21 protein-coding genes and 1 other RNA gene are annotated in these 18,533 nt (G+C 65.1%); 15 read left to right on the top strand and 7 right to left on the bottom strand.

Annotated elements, in window-relative coordinates; genetic code table 11:
- The first annotated feature begins 536 nt into the window (after nucleotides 1-536).
- The 5 genes from MUG94_RS01040 (at nucleotide 537) to MUG94_RS01020 (ending at nucleotide 6,767) form a co-directional block, all read left to right on the top strand.
- Nucleotides 537-1,130, top strand: coding sequence for a GNAT family N-acetyltransferase (locus tag MUG94_RS01040; protein ID WP_227907554.1), 594 nt, complete (start codon nucleotides 537-539; stop codon nucleotides 1,128-1,130).
- Nucleotides 1,131-1,263: 133 nt separating this feature from the next.
- Nucleotides 1,264-1,359, top strand: an RNA gene (ffs, locus tag MUG94_RS01035) — signal recognition particle sRNA small type.
- 78 nt (nucleotides 1,360-1,437) lie between these two features.
- The gene (locus MUG94_RS01030; protein ID WP_227907553.1) at nucleotides 1,438-4,491 is read left to right on the top strand and encodes a DNA polymerase III subunit gamma and tau; all 3,054 of its coding nucleotides are present in this window, start codon (nucleotides 1,438-1,440) and stop codon (nucleotides 4,489-4,491) included.
- Between the two features lie 127 nt (nucleotides 4,492-4,618).
- Nucleotides 4,619-5,215, top strand: a complete 597-nt coding sequence (gene recR, locus MUG94_RS01025) for a recombination mediator RecR (RefSeq protein WP_227891112.1) — start codon at nucleotides 4,619-4,621, stop codon at nucleotides 5,213-5,215.
- Nucleotides 5,216-5,480: 265 nt separating this feature from the next.
- Nucleotides 5,481-6,767 (top strand): aspartate kinase, encoded by a 1,287-nt coding sequence (locus MUG94_RS01020; RefSeq protein ID WP_227907552.1) that lies wholly within the window; start codon nucleotides 5,481-5,483, stop codon nucleotides 6,765-6,767.
- Nucleotides 6,768-6,820: 53 nt separating this feature from the next.
- Here the strand turns inward: MUG94_RS01020 and MUG94_RS01015 are convergent, their stop codons facing one another.
- Both MUG94_RS01015 and MUG94_RS01010 read right to left on the bottom strand, forming a co-directional pair.
- Nucleotides 6,821-7,132 (bottom strand): hypothetical protein, encoded by a 312-nt coding sequence (locus MUG94_RS01015; protein WP_227907551.1) that lies wholly within the window; start codon nucleotides 7,130-7,132, stop codon nucleotides 6,821-6,823.
- Between the two features lie 139 nt (nucleotides 7,133-7,271).
- Nucleotides 7,272-7,487: a hypothetical protein gene (locus tag MUG94_RS01010; RefSeq protein ID WP_227891109.1), complete on the bottom strand. Its 216-nt coding sequence runs from the start codon at nucleotides 7,485-7,487 to the stop codon at nucleotides 7,272-7,274.
- Nucleotides 7,488-7,574: 87 nt separating this feature from the next.
- Between MUG94_RS01010 and MUG94_RS01005 the strand changes: the two genes are divergently transcribed.
- The 4 genes from MUG94_RS01005 (at nucleotide 7,575) to MUG94_RS00990 (ending at nucleotide 10,111) form a co-directional block, all read left to right on the top strand.
- Nucleotides 7,575-8,033: a MarR family winged helix-turn-helix transcriptional regulator gene (locus MUG94_RS01005; protein ID WP_227907550.1), complete on the top strand. Its 459-nt coding sequence runs from the start codon at nucleotides 7,575-7,577 to the stop codon at nucleotides 8,031-8,033.
- 65 nt (nucleotides 8,034-8,098) lie between these two features.
- Entirely contained in the window at nucleotides 8,099-9,079 is a 981-nt protein-coding gene (locus MUG94_RS01000) for a 3-methyladenine DNA glycosylase (RefSeq protein ID WP_227907549.1), read from the top strand.
- Nucleotides 9,022-9,558: an SRPBCC domain-containing protein gene (locus tag MUG94_RS00995; RefSeq protein ID WP_227891106.1), complete on the top strand. Its 537-nt coding sequence runs from the start codon at nucleotides 9,022-9,024 to the stop codon at nucleotides 9,556-9,558. Before MUG94_RS01000 ends, MUG94_RS00995 begins: the two co-directional genes overlap by 58 nt.
- Nucleotides 9,559-9,589: 31 nt before the next feature.
- Nucleotides 9,590-10,111, top strand: a complete 522-nt coding sequence (locus tag MUG94_RS00990) for a hypothetical protein (RefSeq protein ID WP_227907548.1) — start codon at nucleotides 9,590-9,592, stop codon at nucleotides 10,109-10,111.
- Here MUG94_RS00990 and MUG94_RS00985 read toward each other — a convergent pair.
- Nucleotides 10,074-10,358, bottom strand: coding sequence for a hypothetical protein (locus MUG94_RS00985; RefSeq protein ID WP_227891104.1), 285 nt, complete (start codon nucleotides 10,356-10,358; stop codon nucleotides 10,074-10,076). The two genes, MUG94_RS00990 and MUG94_RS00985, sit on opposite strands and share 38 nt — an antisense overlap.
- Nucleotides 10,351-10,848 carry a DUF4442 domain-containing protein gene (locus tag MUG94_RS00980; protein ID WP_227907547.1) on the bottom strand — a complete coding sequence of 166 codons (498 nt, stop codon included), beginning with the start codon at nucleotides 10,846-10,848 and terminating at the stop codon, nucleotides 10,351-10,353. The genes MUG94_RS00985 and MUG94_RS00980 overlap by 8 nt, the downstream gene beginning before the upstream one ends.
- Nucleotides 10,849-11,000: 152 nt before the next feature.
- On the opposite strand from MUG94_RS00980, the gene MUG94_RS00975 reads away from it, so the two are divergent.
- From MUG94_RS00975 to purL, 4 genes are all read left to right on the top strand, one after another.
- A complete protein-coding gene (locus tag MUG94_RS00975) occupies nucleotides 11,001-11,411 on the top strand; it encodes a hypothetical protein (protein ID WP_227891102.1) in 411 nt (136 codons plus the stop codon).
- Nucleotides 11,412-11,575: 164 nt separating this feature from the next.
- Nucleotides 11,576-11,830: a phosphoribosylformylglycinamidine synthase subunit PurS gene (gene purS, locus MUG94_RS00970; RefSeq protein WP_104053637.1), complete on the top strand. Its 255-nt coding sequence runs from the start codon at nucleotides 11,576-11,578 to the stop codon at nucleotides 11,828-11,830.
- The gene (purQ, locus tag MUG94_RS00965) at nucleotides 11,830-12,606 is read left to right on the top strand and encodes a phosphoribosylformylglycinamidine synthase subunit PurQ (protein WP_423724185.1); all 777 of its coding nucleotides are present in this window, start codon (nucleotides 11,830-11,832) and stop codon (nucleotides 12,604-12,606) included. Before purS ends, purQ begins: the two co-directional genes overlap by 1 nt.
- Nucleotides 12,606-14,915, top strand: coding sequence for a phosphoribosylformylglycinamidine synthase subunit PurL (gene purL, locus MUG94_RS00960; RefSeq protein ID WP_227907546.1), 2,310 nt, complete (start codon nucleotides 12,606-12,608; stop codon nucleotides 14,913-14,915). Before purQ ends, purL begins: the two co-directional genes overlap by 1 nt.
- A gap of 75 nt (nucleotides 14,916-14,990) precedes the next feature.
- Here the strand turns inward: purL and MUG94_RS00955 are convergent, their stop codons facing one another.
- Nucleotides 14,991-15,953 carry a hypothetical protein gene (locus tag MUG94_RS00955; protein ID WP_227907545.1) on the bottom strand — a complete coding sequence of 321 codons (963 nt, stop codon included), beginning with the start codon at nucleotides 15,951-15,953 and terminating at the stop codon, nucleotides 14,991-14,993.
- A gap of 172 nt (nucleotides 15,954-16,125) precedes the next feature.
- Between MUG94_RS00955 and MUG94_RS00950 the strand changes: the two genes are divergently transcribed.
- Complete coding sequence (locus tag MUG94_RS00950) at nucleotides 16,126-16,677, top strand: GNAT family N-acetyltransferase (protein ID WP_227891099.1); 552 nt, start codon at nucleotides 16,126-16,128, stop codon at nucleotides 16,675-16,677.
- Here MUG94_RS00950 and MUG94_RS00945 read toward each other — a convergent pair.
- Complete coding sequence (locus MUG94_RS00945; RefSeq protein ID WP_227891098.1) at nucleotides 16,638-17,207, bottom strand: DUF1990 domain-containing protein; 570 nt, start codon at nucleotides 17,205-17,207, stop codon at nucleotides 16,638-16,640. The two genes, MUG94_RS00950 and MUG94_RS00945, sit on opposite strands and share 40 nt — an antisense overlap.
- Nucleotides 17,204-17,590 carry an MmcQ/YjbR family DNA-binding protein gene (locus tag MUG94_RS00940; RefSeq protein WP_227891097.1) on the bottom strand — a complete coding sequence of 129 codons (387 nt, stop codon included), beginning with the start codon at nucleotides 17,588-17,590 and terminating at the stop codon, nucleotides 17,204-17,206. The genes MUG94_RS00945 and MUG94_RS00940 overlap by 4 nt, the downstream gene beginning before the upstream one ends.
- Before the next feature lie 112 nt (nucleotides 17,591-17,702).
- On the opposite strand from MUG94_RS00940, the gene MUG94_RS00935 reads away from it, so the two are divergent.
- Nucleotides 17,703-18,530, top strand: coding sequence for a DUF1206 domain-containing protein (locus tag MUG94_RS00935; RefSeq protein ID WP_227891096.1), 828 nt, complete (start codon nucleotides 17,703-17,705; stop codon nucleotides 18,528-18,530).
- The last annotated feature ends 3 nt before the right edge of the window (nucleotides 18,531-18,533 follow it).

The following is an 18,533-nucleotide window of genomic DNA, read 5'->3' as shown; positions in this document are numbered from 1 at the left end:
GGCGGTAACAACCAGTTCAACCAATTAAAATAATTGGTATCAATAAACTTGGCACACTATTGAGTTCTCAAACAACAGATGCATCCGAAATACTCGGAAAAACAAACAATGTTTTTCTTTTCTCTTCGCTGCAGTGTTTCTTTATTCTATTTCATCCGGACCCTATTTGGCAATTCGGGATAATTCCCGAAGTCTGCTTCATTTTGTCCGGCTGAGCCCGCGCAAAAGCCCCGGCTTTCCGTGTCCGTGCACTCGGCACAGGCAGGATCACCAGAATGTTTTTGGTGGGGTTTGGCCGCCCTGCTCGGTAAGTTTTCCAACTCCCGGCCGCGGCGACTTAGAAGACTCTACACAGGTTTCAGCCCACCTGCAAATCGCCTCCTGGTCGTCCTGAGGACATCTCCCGAACCACTCCGAACCTGATTCCCGAGACTGCGGCGGGGTACTCGAGGTGAGACCTGAGCACTGCACTATAGGTAGGAACACGTGGGCAGAAACGGGTGCGCATGTGAACGTCCCATAAAAGGAGGAGCGCCATGCCGTCGTCCCATAAGCGAGCACTGAGCCTTCCCCTCGAACTCCCTCTTCTTACGACCCCCTCCCACACTGCCGGCACCCGGGTGACGCTGCGTGCTTTCACAGCCGCCGACGTCGGAATTATCCAATCTGCATCCCGGGATCCCCTGATTCCCCTGATCACTTCCGTTCCCACCACAGCGGGACGGCCCGAAGCACTGGCGTTCATTGAGCGTCAGCATCAGCGGCTAATCAGCGGAGCCGGCTGGTCCTTCGCCATTACCGATGCCGCCTCCGATGCTGCCGTGGGTCAGATCGGCTTGTGGCCGGGGCAATCCTCCCGTCGGACCAGCAACCCGGACACCATCGGATATTGGATCGGCCCGAACCACCGGAAACAGGGCTATGCCGGTGCCGCACTGGACCTGCTGACGGAGTGGGCCCTGACCGAAGCGAACATGCGCCGAATCCACCTGTATATAGAGCCATGGAATGAGGGGTCCTGGCGTGCGGCGGAACGAGCCGGCTACAGAAGGGACGCACTGCTGCCCTCCTGGCAGAAGGTGGGGGCACAGTGGAAGGACATGTACCGCTACATACGGACACCGTTCTGACCCCGGATCCGCCTCCTCTGCGGCTCTCCTATATACAGGGCGCATTCAGGGGCAAACAAGGGCCTCGGAGCGCAGGCAGAACCTCTTGAAACCCACCCCCGCAAAAGCACTCCAAAAATCGGGTAGACTGGTTCGCGGCCCCTCATGTGGTGTCATCCTGTGAACTCCCCCAGGACCGGAAGGTAGCAAGGGTAAGCGGGCTCTGGCAGGTGCATGGGGGGTCTTTAATTTTTTCAGGACCAACAGGTTTTCCCCGCCCCTGGCGCCGGGATGCAAACCGTCAGTGCCAACCGATAGGGTTCTATCTGTGAGTACAGCCCTTTACCGCCGCTACCGTCCCGAGAGCTTCGCGGATGTGATCGGGCAGGAGCACGTCACTGAGCCGCTGATGGCGGCGCTCTCCAAAAACCGCGTGAATCACGCCTATCTCTTCTCCGGTCCCCGCGGCTGCGGAAAAACCACCTCCGCGCGCATCCTCGCGCGCTGCCTGAACTGCGCCGAAGGCCCGACGCCGGTCCCCTGCGGCAAGTGCGACAGCTGCGTTGAACTGGCCCGCAACGGATCCGGCAGCCTGGACGTCATCGAGATTGACGCCGCCAGCCACGGTGGTGTGGACGATGCCCGCGACCTGCGCGAACGCGCCACCTTTGCCCCGGTCCGCGACCGCTACAAGATCTTCATCATTGACGAAGCCCACATGGTCACCTCGGCCGGCTTCAACGCCCTGCTCAAGATCGTGGAAGAGCCCCCGGAGCACATCAAGTTCATCTTCGCCACCACGGAGCCGGACAAGGTGATCGGCACCATCCGGTCCCGCACCCACCACTATCCGTTCCGCCTGGTTCCGCCTGAACCGCTCCTGGCCTACTTGGACAAGCTCTGCCAGCAGGAAAACGTTCCGGTTGCCCCCGGCGTCCTGTCTCTGGTGATCCGTGCCGGCGGCGGATCTGTGCGTGACTCGCTGTCCGTGCTGGACCAGCTGATGGCCGGCGCCGGAGAATCCGGATTGGACTACGAGCTGGCCGTCAACCTCCTGGGCTACACGCCCATCTCACTGCTCGACGACGTCGTTGACGCCTTTGCAGCCGGAGACGCCGCAACCGTCTTTCGTGCCGTGGACCGCGTTATCCAGACCGGCCAGGACCCCCGCCGGTTTGTCGAGGACCTGCTGGAACGCTTCCGCGACCTGATCGTTGTCCACGCCATGCCGGACAGCGCCGCCGCGGTGCTGCGCGGGATGCCGGAAGACCAGATCAACCGGATGAGCACGCAGGCAACCCAGCTCGGCGGCGCCGAGCTCTCCCGCGCCGCGGACATCACCAACACCGCGCTGACGGAAATGACCGGCGCCACTTCCCCGCGGCTGCACCTGGAGCTGTTGTGTGCACGCATCCTGCTGCCGGCCTCGGACCAGACCGAACGCGGCACTGCCGCACGTGTTGACCGGATCGAACGGCGTCTGAGCTACGCCGGGGACAGCACCGAGGCCGTGGGCCGGGCTGCAGCGGCGTCGTCGCCGGTGGAATCCATCCCCGCGGCACGCCCGACGGCGGCACCGGAGACACCCGCCGTGGTTGCGGATGCACCGGCGGCGCCGGCTGAACCCCGGCCGGACGCCGTCCCGGCAGCCGCTGCTTCAGGTGCTTCAGGTGCTTCAGGTGCTTCGGACAGTTCCCCCCTGGACTGGGGCGGAACCTGGGCCACCGCACCGGAACCGCAGGGTGCAACAAACACGTCAAACGGATCCGCGGGGACCGCCCCGTCCGGATTTGCCGGCAACGGTGCAACTCCTCCGGCCACGGCTGCCGGTCCGGCCGCATCCCCAGCTGCGGAACAGGATCACCGGCGGGCGCCTTCCCCGGCACAGGACTCTCGGGCAACATCCGCTCCCGGCTCTGCCGCTCCAGCTTCTGCAGCCCCTGTATCTGCAACCTCCGCACCGGCAACACCGGCTCCTGCCGCGCCGCAGACGGGCGTCGCCGGCGCCGGCGATGCCCCGGGCGGCCAGATCGAAATGATCCGCCGCGCGTGGCCTGAAATCATGGACGCCCTCACGGGAATCCGCCGCGCTACGTGGCTGAACGTCAGCAAGAATGCCAGCCCCAAGTCCTTCGACGGGCGAATCCTGCAGCTGGCGTTCAGCAACCAGGGCGCAGCCACCAACTTCAACCGCCCGGATCATCTGGAGAACCTCCGAAAGGCGGTCAGCCAGGTCCTTGGAGTGGATTGCCAGGTCAATGTGGTGCACGACAGTTCGGCGGGTGAGTCGGGCCCAAAAGCAGGTAGCCGGTTAACCCCGGCGCCGGCTCCCGCGCAGGTCCAGGCTCCGTCCCCACAACACGCCGCGCCTTCGGCATTGGCAACGGCTTCGGCCGCCGCTCCAGCATCGAGGGCGGCGAAGGCCACTGTCCCGACGGCAACCGACGCGCCGGCAGCAGCGTCGGAGACACCGGCTCCAGCAACTCCGGTTGCTCAGGCGACCCCGGATGCTTCGGCGGCCCCTGCTGCAGCAGCCCCGGGAAGCCCTGCTCTGCAGACCGGCCCGGCAGCGTCGGCGCAGCGGCCGAGTGCCAACGGATCATCAGCTGTGGTGTCCGGTCCCGCGGCAGCAGCCGCGCTGAACCGTCGCCGCGGACAAACTCCCCAGCAGGGTTCGAACGATCAGTCCGCACCCGCGCAGCAGGGCCCGTCCTCTTCACGGTCCCAGCCGCGCAGCAGCCGAAACAGCGGTGCCGCAGCTCCCGGTCCCCTACCGGAAGACTGGCAGCAGGAGCCGCCCGAGGACCCCTACGCCGGCGGACCGGAAAGCAACGCCTGGGAACAGGCCGAGCCGCCGACCGATGTCTACTCGGCCGGGAACCTGTCCGATAGCGAGTGGGCTGCCACCAACTGGGCGGGAACCGATTCTTCCCCTGCCCGCACGGCCGACGGCCGCGGCGACAATGCACCAGCGTCCTCGGCAGCGACAGGAGGACGGGCAGCAAACCCGGCAGCCGACTCATCCGCACAACCGGCAGCACGGACCGCAGTTCCCTCCCGGCCTGCTGCGGCAGCGCCGGCTCCCGCGCCGTCGTCGGCCGCACCGACTCGGCCGCAGGCACAGGCGGCGGCACCACACGGGTCCGGCCCCGGCGGCAATGATGGCCGGCCGCTGAGCCGTTACCAAAAACTGCTCAATGAAGCTGCCGCGCGCAGCGGGTCGGCAACCGCAGCAGCCGGACGCAGCAACGTAAACTTGGTGGAGGACATCCCCAGCGCGGATGACATCAGGCTTGAAGATTCCGGGCTGGTGGGCAGGAAAGCCATCGAGCGGATCCTGGGCGGCCGGCTGATCGAGGAACGCAGCGTCGACGGCCGATAACCGTTCCGTTCCGACAACCTCACTCCGGCGCCTCGGCCGGCGCACCTTCACCGGCAGGTTCGGCCGGCACCGGAATTACCAGCGCAGCCCCCGCGGCGGCGCACAGTCAACCAGCAGAGAAGGTCACGTGTACGAAGGCGCCGTTCAGGAACTGATTGATGAGCTGGGCAGACTTCCGGGGATTGGCCCCAAGTCCGCCCAGCGCATTGCCTTCCACATCCTGGAAGCCGACCCCGAGGATATGCGGAAACTGGCGTCCTCCATCGTCACCGTCAAGGACAAGGTGAAGTTCTGCAGCATCTGCGGCAACGTCACCGAGCAGGAAACCTGCACCATCTGCCGCGACAGCCGCCGCGATCCGACCATGATCTGCGTGGTCGAGGAGTCCAAGGATGTGATCGCGGTGGAACGTACCCGTTCCTTCCGCGGCCGCTACCACGTGCTGGGCGGCGCCATTAATCCCATTGCCGGGATCGGCCCGGACCAGCTGCGCATCAGGGAACTGCTGAGCCGGCTCTCGGACGAGCAGATCTCGGAAATCATCATCGCCACGGACCCCAACCTCGAAGGCGAAGCCACCGCCACCTACCTGTCGCGGATGCTCAAGACGCTGGGCATCAATGTCACCAGGCTGGCCTCCGGGCTGCCGGTGGGCGGAGATCTGGAATACGCCGACGAAATTACGCTGGGACGGGCCTTCGAGGGCCGCCGGAGCATGTCCTAAGCGGCAACCCGGATAAAACCTGCCCAGACTGGCGGCGGGACAAATTTGCCTCATGCGGGTTCGGGGCATGTCCGGACATAAGAGTGACGTTAAGTGCATATGTCCCTTCTATTTCGGTGCGTTCAGGCCGCAACGCTAGACTTTTGATGATTGGCCACAGTATCCGTGGCCCGGCTTCCCCGGACTGCCGGGGATGACATCAGATGCACCGCGCCGAGGACGTCGCCGGGCAGCAAACCGGAAGTGATTCAGAGAGCGTGTACGCATGAGCCTGATTGTTCAGAAATTCGGCGGTTCCTCCGTGTCGGACGCCGAAGGAATCAAGCGCGTTGCCAAGCGGGTGGTGGATACGCACGCCGCAGGCAACGAGGTGGTGGTGGTGGTTTCCGCCATGGGCGACAGCACCGATGAACTGCTGGATTTGGCAGCACAGATTACCTCCGGCGGAAATGCCCGTGAGATGGACATGCTGCTGAGCGCAGGCGAACGCATTTCCATGGCGCTGCTGGCCATGGCCATCAATGAACGCGGCGGATCGGCCCAGTCCTTCACCGGCAGCCAGGCCGGCATGATTACCGATGCCATCCACGGCAAGGCCCGCATCATCGACGTTTCACCGCACCGGATCAAGACCGCCATCGAAAAGGGCGACGTCGCCATTGTTGCCGGGTTCCAGGGCATGAGCCGGGACAGCCACGACATCACCACCCTGGGCCGCGGCGGCTCGGACACCACCGCCGTCGCACTGGCCGCCGCCCTGGGCGCGGATGTCTGTGAGATCTATACCGACGTGGACGGCATCTACACCGCCGATCCCCGCGTGGCGCCGACCGCGCAGAAAATAGACACCATCTCCAGCGAGGAAATGCTGGAAATGGCTGCCTCCGGTGCCAAAATCCTGCACCTTCGCTGCGTGGAGTACGCCCGCCGGTTCGGCGTTCCGCTGCACGTACGCTCCTCCTTCAGCCAAAAAGAGGGAACCTGGGTGCTGCCCAGCCCCGATGACAAGATCAAGATTCAAGAGGGAGAACCCTTGGAACAGCCCATCATTTCCGGCGTTGCACATGACCGCTCCGAAGCCAAGGTCACGGTGATCGGCGTTCCGGACATTCCCGGCAAGGCCGCGGAGATCTTCGGCATCGTGGCCGGGGCCAACTCCAACATCGACATGATCGTCCAGAACGTCTCCACCCAGGGCTCGGGCAAGACGGACATCTCCTTCACGTTGCCGATCATTGACGGCAAGGACGCCATTGATGCGTTGAACGCCGCGAAGGAAACCGTGGGCTTCGACAGCATCGATTACGACGAGCAGATCGGCAAGCTTTCCCTGATCGGCGCCGGCATGCGCTCCAACCCGGGAGTTTCGCACCGCTTCTTCCAGGCGCTGCACGAGGCCGGGGTGAACATCGACATGATTTCCACCTCGGAGATCCGCATCTCGGTGGTCACAGACGCCGCGCTTCTGGACACTGCTGTCCGCGCCGTCCATGCGGCCTTCGGGCTCGACGGCGATGCCGAGGCCACCGTGTACGGCGGCACCGGCCGCTAGCGGCTTCTGCCGCTTTCCCTGCCGGGATCCCTTGGCTGCCCGGCAGGGCGCTGTCAGTCGTCCGGACGCAGGGGCGGCCGGAGTGAATAGTTCCGGTAGGACAGGGGCGGTCCCGGTGGATCAGGTTCCGCCGGGGCAGTAATCCGAACGGCATAGTGGTTGCCCGCTTTATCCGTCAGTACTCGGATTGCCCCCAGCTGCGCGTCGATCTCGTTTTCCAGATCATCGTGCAAATGCCGGACCGGCTCGGTCACCCGATCACGTGCGGCGTCGCCGTAGAACACCGAGACCAGGTTGGCGAGCCGCCCCAACGTGCCGCCACCGTGGGAAAAAGGTGCCGGCCGGCGAGGGATTTCATCGCTCATGGAAAGTTCCTTGTGCGGTTGAAGGCCGGAATTCCGTCCAGGCGCTGGTCACCTGGATTCCGGGTTAATCAACCCTACGTGCCACCCCCGCGTTGCTGGTGGACAACGCAAAACATTGACGTCGAACCGGCGGGAGATGCTACTCCGACTTGCGCGAAACGATGTAGCTGCTGCCGTCGGCGCGCGTGACGGTTTCCCAGAGGGCCTTCTCCTGGGCCTGCTGCTCCTTGAGCAGCTTCTGGTTTTCATCAGTCATGGGATGGTCCAGGGAACTGGTCTGTGCCGGACCGAAAATCTTCCGGACCCTCCCGGTGGTCCGCATGAATTTCGAGGTAAAACTCTCTTTGTTCTCCATGTCCTGCACCTTTCCGCGACATCTTCGCCTGCAGCCCATAGTACGCTAATCATTAGTGCACTAATGATTTCGCGAAGGGATGAGGACATGAGCCGGGCCGATGAGGACCTCCTGCTGGAACATCAGCTGTGCTTTGCCCTGTCCGTAGCTTCCCGAAGCGTCGTCGGCGCCTACAAGCCGGTGCTGGAGAAACTGGGCCTGACCCATCCGCAGTATCTGGTCATGCTTGCCCTCTGGGAGCAGAGCCCGCGCAGCGTCCGCAGCCTCGGCGCGGCCTTGGCGATGGAGCCGGCCACACTGTCTCCGATGCTCAAACGACTGGAGACTGCCGGGCTCCTCACCCGCAACCGCGCGCCGGAAGATGACCGCTCCCTGGCCGTGGAACTGACGGAAGCCGGCCGTTCGCTGCGCCGGGAAGCCGCCGAAGTTCCGGGCACCATGATGGAACGGCTGGACCTGACCCGGGAGCAGGTGCAGGAGCTCAATGAAGCCATGCGCCGCCTCATTGCCGCAGCCCAGATGGCTGTAGCATCGGACGCGCGCTGATCCGGGACACCGGTGCCGCAGGGAACAACACTGCGCCCGGCTGCCCGAAGCGGGATAATGGTGTGGTGACTTCTTCCGGTTTCTCCGCCGTCCTCTCAGAGGATCAGTGGCTGCCGCTTGCCCGGAAACACCGCGAGCGCGTACAGCCATTCGTGGAGGGCTTCCTTGCCCGCCGGTCGGCGGGGCACAAACACCCGGTGGAGGACTTCCTCTTCACCTACTATTCCCAGAAGCCCGGACAGTTGCTGCGCTGGCATCCGGGAGCCGGCGTCGTCCTCAGCGGAGCGGCAGCCGGCGAGCGCAGGGACTGGAAGTTTTACCGCACCCTCAGCAAACCGGAGCTTGCTGCGGCAGGGCTCGACGGCGGCACGACGGCGGTGACCGTGGACCTGCCCGCCTTTGCGGCGGCGCGGGGAGAGGCTGCCGCCTTCACCTCCATGCTGCTGTCGCGCACTGCCGCCAGGAAGCCGACGCTGGGCTGCTTCGGCATGCATGAGTGGGCGATGGCCTACAAGTCGGACACCAACGGCATCCGGCACGAATACCTGCAGCTCCGCCTTGGCCCAGAGGGGACCGATGAGCTGGTGGAGCGCAGCAAAATCCGTTGCACCCACTTTGACGCCTTCCGCTTCTATGCACCGCAGGCCACTCCCCTGAACGAGCTTCAGCCCACCCGCAAGAACCAGCCCGACCTGGAGCAGCCGGGCTGCCTGCACGCCAACATGGACCTGTACAAATGGGCTTACAAGTTGGTGCCGCTGCTGCCCAGCGAGCTGGTCATGGACTGTTTTGAGCTGTCCTGGCGTATCCGGACCATGGATATGCGCGCTTCTCCCTATGATCTGCAGGATTGGGGCTATTCTCCGATTCCAGTGGAGACTCCGGCAGGCCGCAGTGAGTATGCTGCTGCCCAGCGGCAGTTCAGCGAAGAGTCGCAACAGCTGCGGGCCGGCATCCTCGGCCTGCTGGAACCCTTTCAGGAGCAGCGATGGAGCCAGAGCCCACCGGCAGAATCATCCGCACCGGACCGGAATCCTACGACCTGACCCTTACCCGCACGTTTCCCGAACCACCGGCCGCCGTCTGGTCCAGTTTCACGGATTCATCCCAGGCAGCCTCCTGGTTTGGCCGCTGGGAGGGGGCACCCGTCCGAGGGCAAAGCACCGATCTGCAGATGCTCTATGAGGATGGATCGCCGTGGAGTCGGCTGCAGGTTTCCGAATGCACCGCCCCTGAACTGCTTCGCCTGCTGGTGGAGGATGAGTACGGCAGCTGGGACCTGGAGATCCGCTTCCGGTCCAGTGCAGGCGGCACTCGGCTGGATTTCACTCAGCATCTGGATGATCCGCTGGCCGCAGAAGGCGTAGGCCCCGGCTGGGAATACTATCTGGACCGGCTTGCGGCAGTCCGCAGCGGCGGCACGGTTCCTGAGTTTGGCGACTATTACCCAGGCCAGGGAGCATATTTTCTGGCTCAGGCGCGGGCCGCGGCCGAGGCGGACGAAACCGGCCGAGGAATTGGCTAGGCTGAGGCAACCCTATCCGGAGGTCTCACTCATGTTCCGTCCATTTCGAGGACTGCTGGTCCTTGGTGTTGCAGCCCTTGTCCTGTCGGCGTGCGGCGGCTCCGCCGGCACTCCGCCCGACGATCCTTCGTCAGCCTCTGCTTCTGCTTCTCCGTCCGCCTCTGAATCGGCGTCTCCGTCAGCCGCCGGAACGCCGGCACCGGCTCCTTCGTCAGCCGGGACGTCGCTGACCGTGGATTACCGGGAGGACGGAGAAAGCACAAGCACAACCTGGACGCTGCAGTGCGACGGCGCCACCCCCGAGGGGAGCTCCGATGCCCCGGATCCGGCTGCGGCCTGCGCCGCACTGGCGGACCGGGGAACCGCACTGTTCGCAGCACCGGACGCGAACCTGATGTGCACCCAGATAATCAAGGGGCAGCAGCGCGCCCGCGTCACCGGCACCGTGAACGGCGAAGCCGTGGACCAGACCTTCTCCCTGCGCGACGGCTGCCAGATCGGCCGCTGGGAGAGCCTTACCGCCCTGCTGGGCCCGGCGGAGGGAAACCTGTAGCGGCCCGGTCCTGCTTCCGGTCCGCCTGCTTGCGCCGCCGATGCAGGAGCATCAGCGTTAGGACCGAACCCAGCAGGGGAAGGCACAGGCAGACCAGCAGCAGACCCAACCGCTCCCGCCCGGTCACGACCCGAGACCAGGCCAGCATCAGAACGGCGACTACGAGCGGAACCAGCAGCGCCGCCCAGATGCCGTAGACCAGCAGCTCGTTCGACGTCGGGATCAGCGGATTCGCTGCGTCATCCATGGGCCTGCCCTTCCTTTGCTGCCTTGGTCCGCTCCGGCTTGCGGCGGACGTACACCTGCTTGCGCACCCGCGCCACCACGCCGCCGTCGGCGTCCACCACGTCCACGGAGAACCACTCCAGGACCTTGTCTCCGCCGGCGGCCAGCTTCCTGAGGCGCTCCACGTCGGCCGGCGCGAGGACGAAGCGCGCCGTGACATCGCCGCGGCCCGGCTTGATGAAGTCGATTTCCGCCGCCCGGTCCCACACCACGTGGTCCGCACCCAGATGGCGCAGCAGGAGCATCATCCAAAACGGATCCGTCATGGCGAAAAGTGAACCGCCGAAATGCACCCCCGCCACATTGCGGTTCCACCAGTGCAACCGCAGCCGCACCTCTGCGGACAGGGAGTCGGCGCCCAGATGCGTGATGTGAATGCCGGCGAAAACAAAGGGCGGCCAGAGATTTATGCACCGGCGCATCACGCCCGGCTTCACGGTAAGAGCTTTCACGCACCCACTCTAACGACTGTGACGCAGCCCACCTTCCGCCCGCCTACCTCCGGAGACTTGTTGCCTGCCCCTTCGCTACGTAAAATCATTAAGCATGCTTAGTATCCTCTCCGGGCGGTGACTTCCGGCCCGGACCTTCTTTGGAGGCACAATTGTCAACGCAGGCCAGACCCGAAGACGAAGCCGACCCTGCCCAGGAACCCTTCGTTCCGTGGTGCACGTACTGCGGAACGGATGACTACCTCATCATTGAATCCGTGGAACCGGCCATCGGCGAAGATGCTGCGGAGTTCCTGGAAATCAGCTACACCTGCTCGGAATGCGACCGTTTCTACGGGCATCCGGTGCGGCACTCCTCCGTTCGGGCACGGCAACTGAATGCGGAAAGCACCACCGCCCAGTACCTGCACTGCGGAGAGCCGATGCAGCCGAAGGACACTTCCACATCGTCCATTTATGAACCGGTCTTTACCGATCCGGACGGAGCACCCGTTCCGGAAGTCCAGATCGACACCACAGTGCTGCGGTGCCGGTGCGGCTTCCAGATCAGCGTTCCGGCCTGACCCGGCCAGCTCTCCCCCGTGGCTCTTCACCGTCCGCAAAAGACACGAAAGGACGGGCGCGAAAAACGCCGCTAGACTGAACAGTGCAAGCTCGCGGAGCGCTGAATCAGCGTGAGACGGCAGGGTCCGCGGCCACCCATTTTTCTCTCACAGGAGTTGCCCGGATGCCCCGGATCGTTGTTGACGTTATGCCCAAACCCGAAATCCTCGATCCGCAGGGAAAGGCCATCGCCGGCGCCCTCCCGCGCCTGGGCCTGACCGGATTTACCGGCGTCCGCCAGGGCAAGCGCTTCGAACTGACCGTGGACGGCGACGTGACTGAAGAAGTCCTCGAGCAGGCCCGCACGGCAGCCGCCACGCTGCTGTCCAACCCCGTCATCGAGGACGTCACCCGCGTTGAAGTAATCCCGGAGGCCTGATTTTGAGTACTCCCCTGATTGGCGACTTCTCAGTCGCCCCCGAAAATGATGCCCTGCGGGCCGTCCGGATCGGCATCATCACCTTCCCCGGCACCCTCGACGACCGCGACGCCGCCCGTGCGGTCACCCTCGCCGGCGGCACCGCCGTCGGCCTCTGGCACAACGAAGCGAACCTGCAAAGCGTTGACGCCGTCATTATTCCCGGCGGTTTCTCCTACGGGGACTACCTCCGCGCCGGCGCCATTGCCCGCTTCGCGCCGCTGATGGACAAAGTGGTGGATGCTTCCAAGGGCGGCATGCCCGTGCTGGGCATCTGCAACGGTTTCCAGATCCTCACCGAGGCACATCTGCTGCCCGGCTCCATGATCAAAAACAACCACCTCAAGTTCTCCTGCGCGGACCAGCTGCTGCGCGTGGAAAACAACACCACGGCCTGGACCGGTTCCTACGAAAAGAACTCCGGCATGGTCATTCCCCTGAAAAACCAGGACGGCCAGTACGTCGCCGATGAAAAGACACTGGACGAGCTCGAGGGTGAAGGCCGCGTGGTGTTCCGCTACGACGGCGCCAACCCCAACGGTTCCCGCCGGAACATTGCCGGCATCACCAACGCCGCCGGCAACGTCGTCGGCCTCATGCCGCACCCCGAACACGCAGTGGAGCCGGGTTTCGGCCCGGACTCCTCCGCCTACGGCGAGGTCGGGCTGGGCTACGGCACCGACGGCCTGGGCATCTTCACCTCAGTTCTCACCTCGCTCGTTGCCGGAGGCAAATAATGACAGTGTCCGCAGACTCCACCGCCGGCGCGAAGAAATTCCGCATCGACACCGTCGAGCACGCCGCCGCCACCCCGGACACCGACCTTCCCTGGGCCGAACTCGGCCTGAAGGAAGACGAATTCAACCGCGTCGTTGAGATCCTGGGCCGCCGCCCCACCGCCGCAGAACTGGCCATGTACTCGGTCATGTGGTCCGAGCACTGCTCCTACAAGTCCTCCAAGGTGCACCTCTCGCAGTTCGGCGAGAAGGTCACCGAGAAAATGAAGGAACACCTGCTGGTCGGCATCGGCGAAAACGCCGGCGTCGTCGACATCGGCGAGGGCTGGGCCGTGACCTTCAAGGTGGAATCCCACAACCACCCCTCCTTCGTGGAGCCCTACCAGGGTGCCGCGACCGGCGTCGGCGGCATTGTCCGCGACATCATTTCCATGGGCGCCCGCCCGGTGGCCGTGATGGACCCGCTGCGCTTCGGCGCCATCGACCACCCCGACACCGCCCGCCTGGTGCACGGCATCGTCTCCGGCATCGGCGGCTACGGCAACTCCCTGGGCCTGCCGAACATCGGCGGGGAACTCGTTTTCGACTCCGTCTACCAGGGCAACCCGCTGGTCAACGCCCTGGCCGTGGGCGTCATGCGGCACGAGGACATCCGGCTGGCCAACGCCTCCGGCGCCGGTAACAAGGTGGTGCTCTTCGGAGCCCGCACCGGCGGCGACGGCATCGGCGGCGCCTCAGTGCTGGCCTCGGAATCCTTCGACGCGGACAAGCCCTCGAAGCGGCCCGCCGTCCAGGTGGGCGATCCGTTCGCCGAAAAGGTGCTCATTGAGTGCTGTCTGGAACTGTTCAAGTCCTCAGTGGTGGAGGGCATCCAGGACCTGGGTGCGGCCGGCATCTCCTGCGCGACGTCGGAACTGGCATCCAACGGCGACGGCGGCATGCACGTAGAACTGACCAAGGTGCTGCTGCGCGATCCCACCCTGACCCCGGGCGAAATCCTGATGTCCGAGTCGCAGGAACGCATGATGGCCGTGGTCACGCCGGAGAACGTTGAGGCGTTCGAAGCCATCATGGACAAGTGGAACGTGGAATACTCCTGGCTCGGCGAGGTCACCGGCACCGGCCGGCTGATCATCGACTGGGACGGCGAAACGATCGTCGACGTCGATCCGAAGACCGTGGCGCACGAGGGACCGGTGTACAACCGCCCCTTCCACCGCCCCGAGTGGCAGGATCAGCTGCAGTCGGATTCCTTCGCGGCGGAGCGCCCGTTCGGAGCCGAAGCCATCAAGAAGTCCATCCTGGAACTGATGGCTTCGCCGAACATGTGCGACAAGTCCTGGGTCACCAACCAGTTTGACCGCTACGTGCAGGGCAACACCGCGCTGGCGATGCCCGACGACGCCGGCGTCATCCGCGTGGATGAAACCACCGGTCTGGGTGTGGCCATCTCCACCGACGCCAACGGCCGGTACGCCTACCTCAATCCGTATGAGGGTGCCCGCCTGGCCTTGGCCGAGTCCTACCGCAACGTGGCCACCTCCGGGGCCACCCCGCTGGCAGTCACCGACTGCCTGAACTTCGGTTCCCCCGAGGATCCCGAGGTCATGTGGCAGTTTGCCGAGGCCGTCCGCGGCCTGGCTGACGGCTGCCGGGAGTTGGGCATTCCGGTCACCGGAGGCAACGTCTCGCTGTACAACCAGACCGGCGGCGTTGCCATCCACCCCACCCCCGTGGTGGGTGTCCTGGGCGTGTTCGACGACGTCGCCCGCCGCACGCCGTCGGGCTGGCGCGAGGACGGCCAAGCCATCTACCTGATGGGCGTCACGAAGGACGAGTTGGACGGCTCGGAATTCGCGAACCTGCACGGCCACCTCGGCGGACAGCCGCCCGCGGTGGACCTGAAGACGGAGAAACTGCTCGGCGAACTGCTGGTCAATGCCTCCCGCGACGGCATGATCGACGCCGCGCATGACTTGTCCGAGGGCGGACTGGCAGCCGCGCTGTCCGAAATGGCGCTGCGCTTCGGCGTCGGAGCCCGGATTGGGCTGGACGAAGTCTGCGAGCGGGACGGTGTGGACCTGTTCACGATGCTGTTCTCCGAATCCCAGTCCCGTGCCCTGGTGGCCGTGGCCCGCAGCGAAGAGGTCCGGTTCAAGGACATGTGCTCGGCGCGCGGTTACGCGCACATGCGCATTGGCGTGGTGGACACCGAGATTGAGGCGCTGGACTTCCAGGGCCGCTTCTCGCTGCCGTTGTCGGAACTGAAGGAAGCCTACGAGGGAACCCTGCCGAAGCACTTCGGCTAAGGCCCCCCACCCTCGAAATAGCAGAAGGTGCATGTCTCAGCCCTGAGACGTGCACCTTCTGTCATCTCGCGGCGTTTAGGCGGGGGAAGGACCGGGCCGCCAGCCAGCGGCGGCTAGCGCTGCCCGGACTTTGTTGACCGCGGCACGGGCGTCCCCCAGCATGTGCCGGCGCGAGATCCGGACCTCCGTCCAGCCGAGGCCGCGGATCCGCTCCTCCCGTCCGATGTCCCGCTCCACCTGATCTGTTCGACTGTGCCCGGCGCCCTCATATTCCACCGCAACCCGGTACAGCGGATAGGAGAGATCGGGCTGGTGGTGGAGGCCGCCGTCGTCATCCTGAATTGGCTCGTTCACCTGCGGCTCAGGCAGGCTCGCCTCCGCCAGGGCGAGCCGAAGCCGGGTTTCCGGCGGTGAGTCCGCGCCAACCCGGCTCAGCTCCAGCGCCAGCCGGGCCTTGCGAATCCCCCGTTTTCCGCCGTGCCGGGAGATTATGGCCTGCAGTGACGACTTCGTGGCATAAGGCGCCACCCTCTGGTCGTATTCGGGCCGGGGCACCCGGATCAGGAAATCGGCAATCACCGTCAAGTCGACAATGCTGAGCCGGTGGGCCAGATCCAGCCAAGTCTTTTCCCTTGAGGTGAGGGCAAGCCCGTCCACAACGCAGACCTCGCCGCTGAACAGTCGGCCGGTATGCCCGCATACCCCCTCGCGCCGCTGTGGTGCCATCCCGGCCGGACGAAGGATGTGCAGCAGCCCATCGTTCTGCGCGGCCGGCAGGGGGAAACCCCACACCTCGGCGGCCGTGCGGTGGGAGGCCACCGAATACAGAGTCACGCGGGTGTAGGCCCGGTAGCGGCGGTGCGGCGGCAACTGCTGCTGATCCGCCAGGTCCAGGGCGTCCACGCACTTGATGGACCGGCTCAACCGAACAATCCGGCCGTGCCGGAGCCGGCCGCGGCTGACACCGTAGGCATCGGCCTCGTCGACGGTGAACGGTTCGAAGCTTAAGGGAGCAGGCAACGGCTCGGGGATTCGCATGCGGCAAGAATGGCCCTTTCCCCGTGCCGCTGCAAAAGATATCCACAGTCCCGCCGAGATGACAAACGATGCACGTCTCAGCGCTGGGAAGGACACCTTCTGCTAGTTCGCGAGTAGGGGTAGGTGTCCCATGAAATGGGGGAAATCGCCGCCGACCGTGCACAATTGTGCTGTGACTCTAACTCCCGACCTCCCGGCACCGGCTTCCGGCGTCATCACTGACCGCCTGAGCCTGGACCCCGTGTCCCCAGCGGAGATGGATGCCCTCATCTCCCACTCCCGACTGCCCGGCTGGGCTGAGGACTTTCCCCAGCCCACCGACCTCGACGCCGCCCGCCAGTTTTTTGAGCAGGGAATTCACACCGCTGCGCCTGCTGCTCTGGCGACGCGACTTATCCGCGAGCAAGAGACGGGTGAGGTGGTGGGGACCGTCGGTTTCCTGCTGCTGCCCGAAGACGGTGACGTGGAAGTGAGTTACAGCGTGGTTCCTTCCCGCAGGAACCGTGGCTACGCCACTGAGGCACTGATTTCGCTCGCCCGGGTGGCCCTGGACGAGCCCGTAGTCTCCCGGGTCATTGCCCACACGGAGGAGGAGAACACCGCCTCGCAGGAACTCCTGCTCACCGCCGGTTTTATGCCGGAGGAAGTTCCCGGTTTGGGACTGGCGTTTGTCCTGCTCCGCGATCAGCTGCCGGCAGCCAGCACGGAGGCCGCGGCCAAGTAGCGCCGGGTGAAGAACGCCTGCGCACCGCGGTTCGCGAAGTCCCCGGCAGCCATCACCCGGTTGGCGGGGCGGCTGTAGGCGGCGATCCGGAAGATGAGTTTTCCGTCGCCGTCCAGCTCCGCATAAAAACCCTCTTCTCCCCGTTCCGGATGGCCGCGAAGCGTGCCGTAGCCAAAACCTGCCCGCTGGCCGGGAACCGGCATGCCGTCGTCGTCCACTGCCGGTTCCTCAGCCCACAGCACCCGGCAGGGAGCGTAGTAGCGCAGCGGGCCCACGCCGATGCCCGAGGCCACCTCCACTCCCGGAGCCGCACGCGGCGTGCCCGGCACCACCCACAGTCCGGCCTTCCGGTGCAGATCCCAGTTCAGGATCCCGTTCGCCAGCCGCAGGTACCCGGCCGCCGGATCCGGGACATCCAGGCTCTCCCGGCGCAGCACCAGCCGGTAGCCCTCAGGCCACCGGTCAGTCAGCGGCCTCGGATAGGGCCGGCGCGTGTAGCCGCTTTCCGAATAAGTCAGTTCCCGGCTCATCCGCCCGCCAGCCCTTTCCAGGCCAGCGACTCCCGGTCCCGGGCCGGCAGCGACGCCACTACCAAATCGTAGGAATCCTCCACCAAGTCACGCACCAGCCCGTCCTCCAGTCCGTCATCCAGCACCACGGAATTCCAGTGTTTCTTGTTCATGTGCCAGGCTCCGTTGATCTGCGGATGGGCGGCCCGCAGCTGCTGGGCCAGCTCCGGCTCACACTTCAGGCTGATCGTCAGGGGCATGCCGGCCAACGCACACAGGGCAAACATTTTCGCTTTGCCACCGGTTGCCTGCACCTTGAACACAGACGATTCCGGGCCAAACGGGAAATCCTCGTAAGCGCCCGGGAACCCCAGGCATACCCGCCTCACTTCTGCCGCGTCCATCATTCGAGCGTAGTCCGCTGCCACGCCGCAGCGCCACAGGTGACAAAATGGAAACCAGACCAGCAGCAACCCGGCACACACCGCACGTGTGCTCACCTGACGGAGGACAGTTTTGGCTCACACAGGACATGGGGACCGGCTCGCTTCGGCCGCAGAAAAAGCGGCGGATTCACAGGGATTTGAGCGGGCCGCGCGCGTTGGATACGTCGCCAGCGGAGTGCTGCACCTGCTGATCGGCGTGATTGCCCTGCAGATCGCCTCCGGCAGCGGCGGCAGTGCGGATTCCTCCGGAGCCGTCGCTGCCCTGGCTGCCCAGCCCGGCGGACTGATCCTGCTCTGGATCTGTTTCCTGGGCTGCCTTGCCCTCGCATTATTCCAGGCATCGCGCGTCTGGCTGGACGGCCGCGGACTGCAGGGCAAAGACGCCTGGAAAGTGCGCGGCTCCGCGGCCACCCAGGCCATCACCTACGGTGCGATCGGCGTATCCTTCGGCACCGTTGCCTTGGGCGGCGGCACGGACAGCGGCGAGAGTTCCGCAGGCTGGAGCGCCAAGCTGATGGCTCAGCCGGCGGGCGCCGTCCTGCTGGGCCTGGTGGGACTCGGCATCGTCGTTGTTGGCGGATATTTCATTTTCAAGGGCGCCACCGGACGTTTCCGCAAGGATTTGTCGGCGATCCCGGCGGGCACCTGGGACCGCGCCGTCACCATTACCGGCACGCTGGGCTTTGTCGCCAAGGGAGTGTCCCTGGCTATCCTGGGCATCCTGGTGATGGTGGCCGCTTTCACGGCCGCCCCGGAGAAGTCCACCGGGCTCGACGGCGCACTCCACGCCCTGCGCGAGCAGCCCTTCGGCGGGCTGGCGCTGGGAGCCGTGGGCGCGGGAATGATCTGTTACGGGTTGTACACCGGGATCCTGCGCGCCCGGTTCGCCAAGCTGTAGCCG

Origin of the sequence: Arthrobacter gengyunqii, from assembly GCF_023022985.1 — a bacterium.
Taxonomy (GTDB): domain Bacteria; phylum Actinomycetota; class Actinomycetes; order Actinomycetales; family Micrococcaceae; genus Arthrobacter_B; species Arthrobacter_B gengyunqii.
This window is presented reverse-complemented; position numbering and strand designations above follow the sequence as displayed.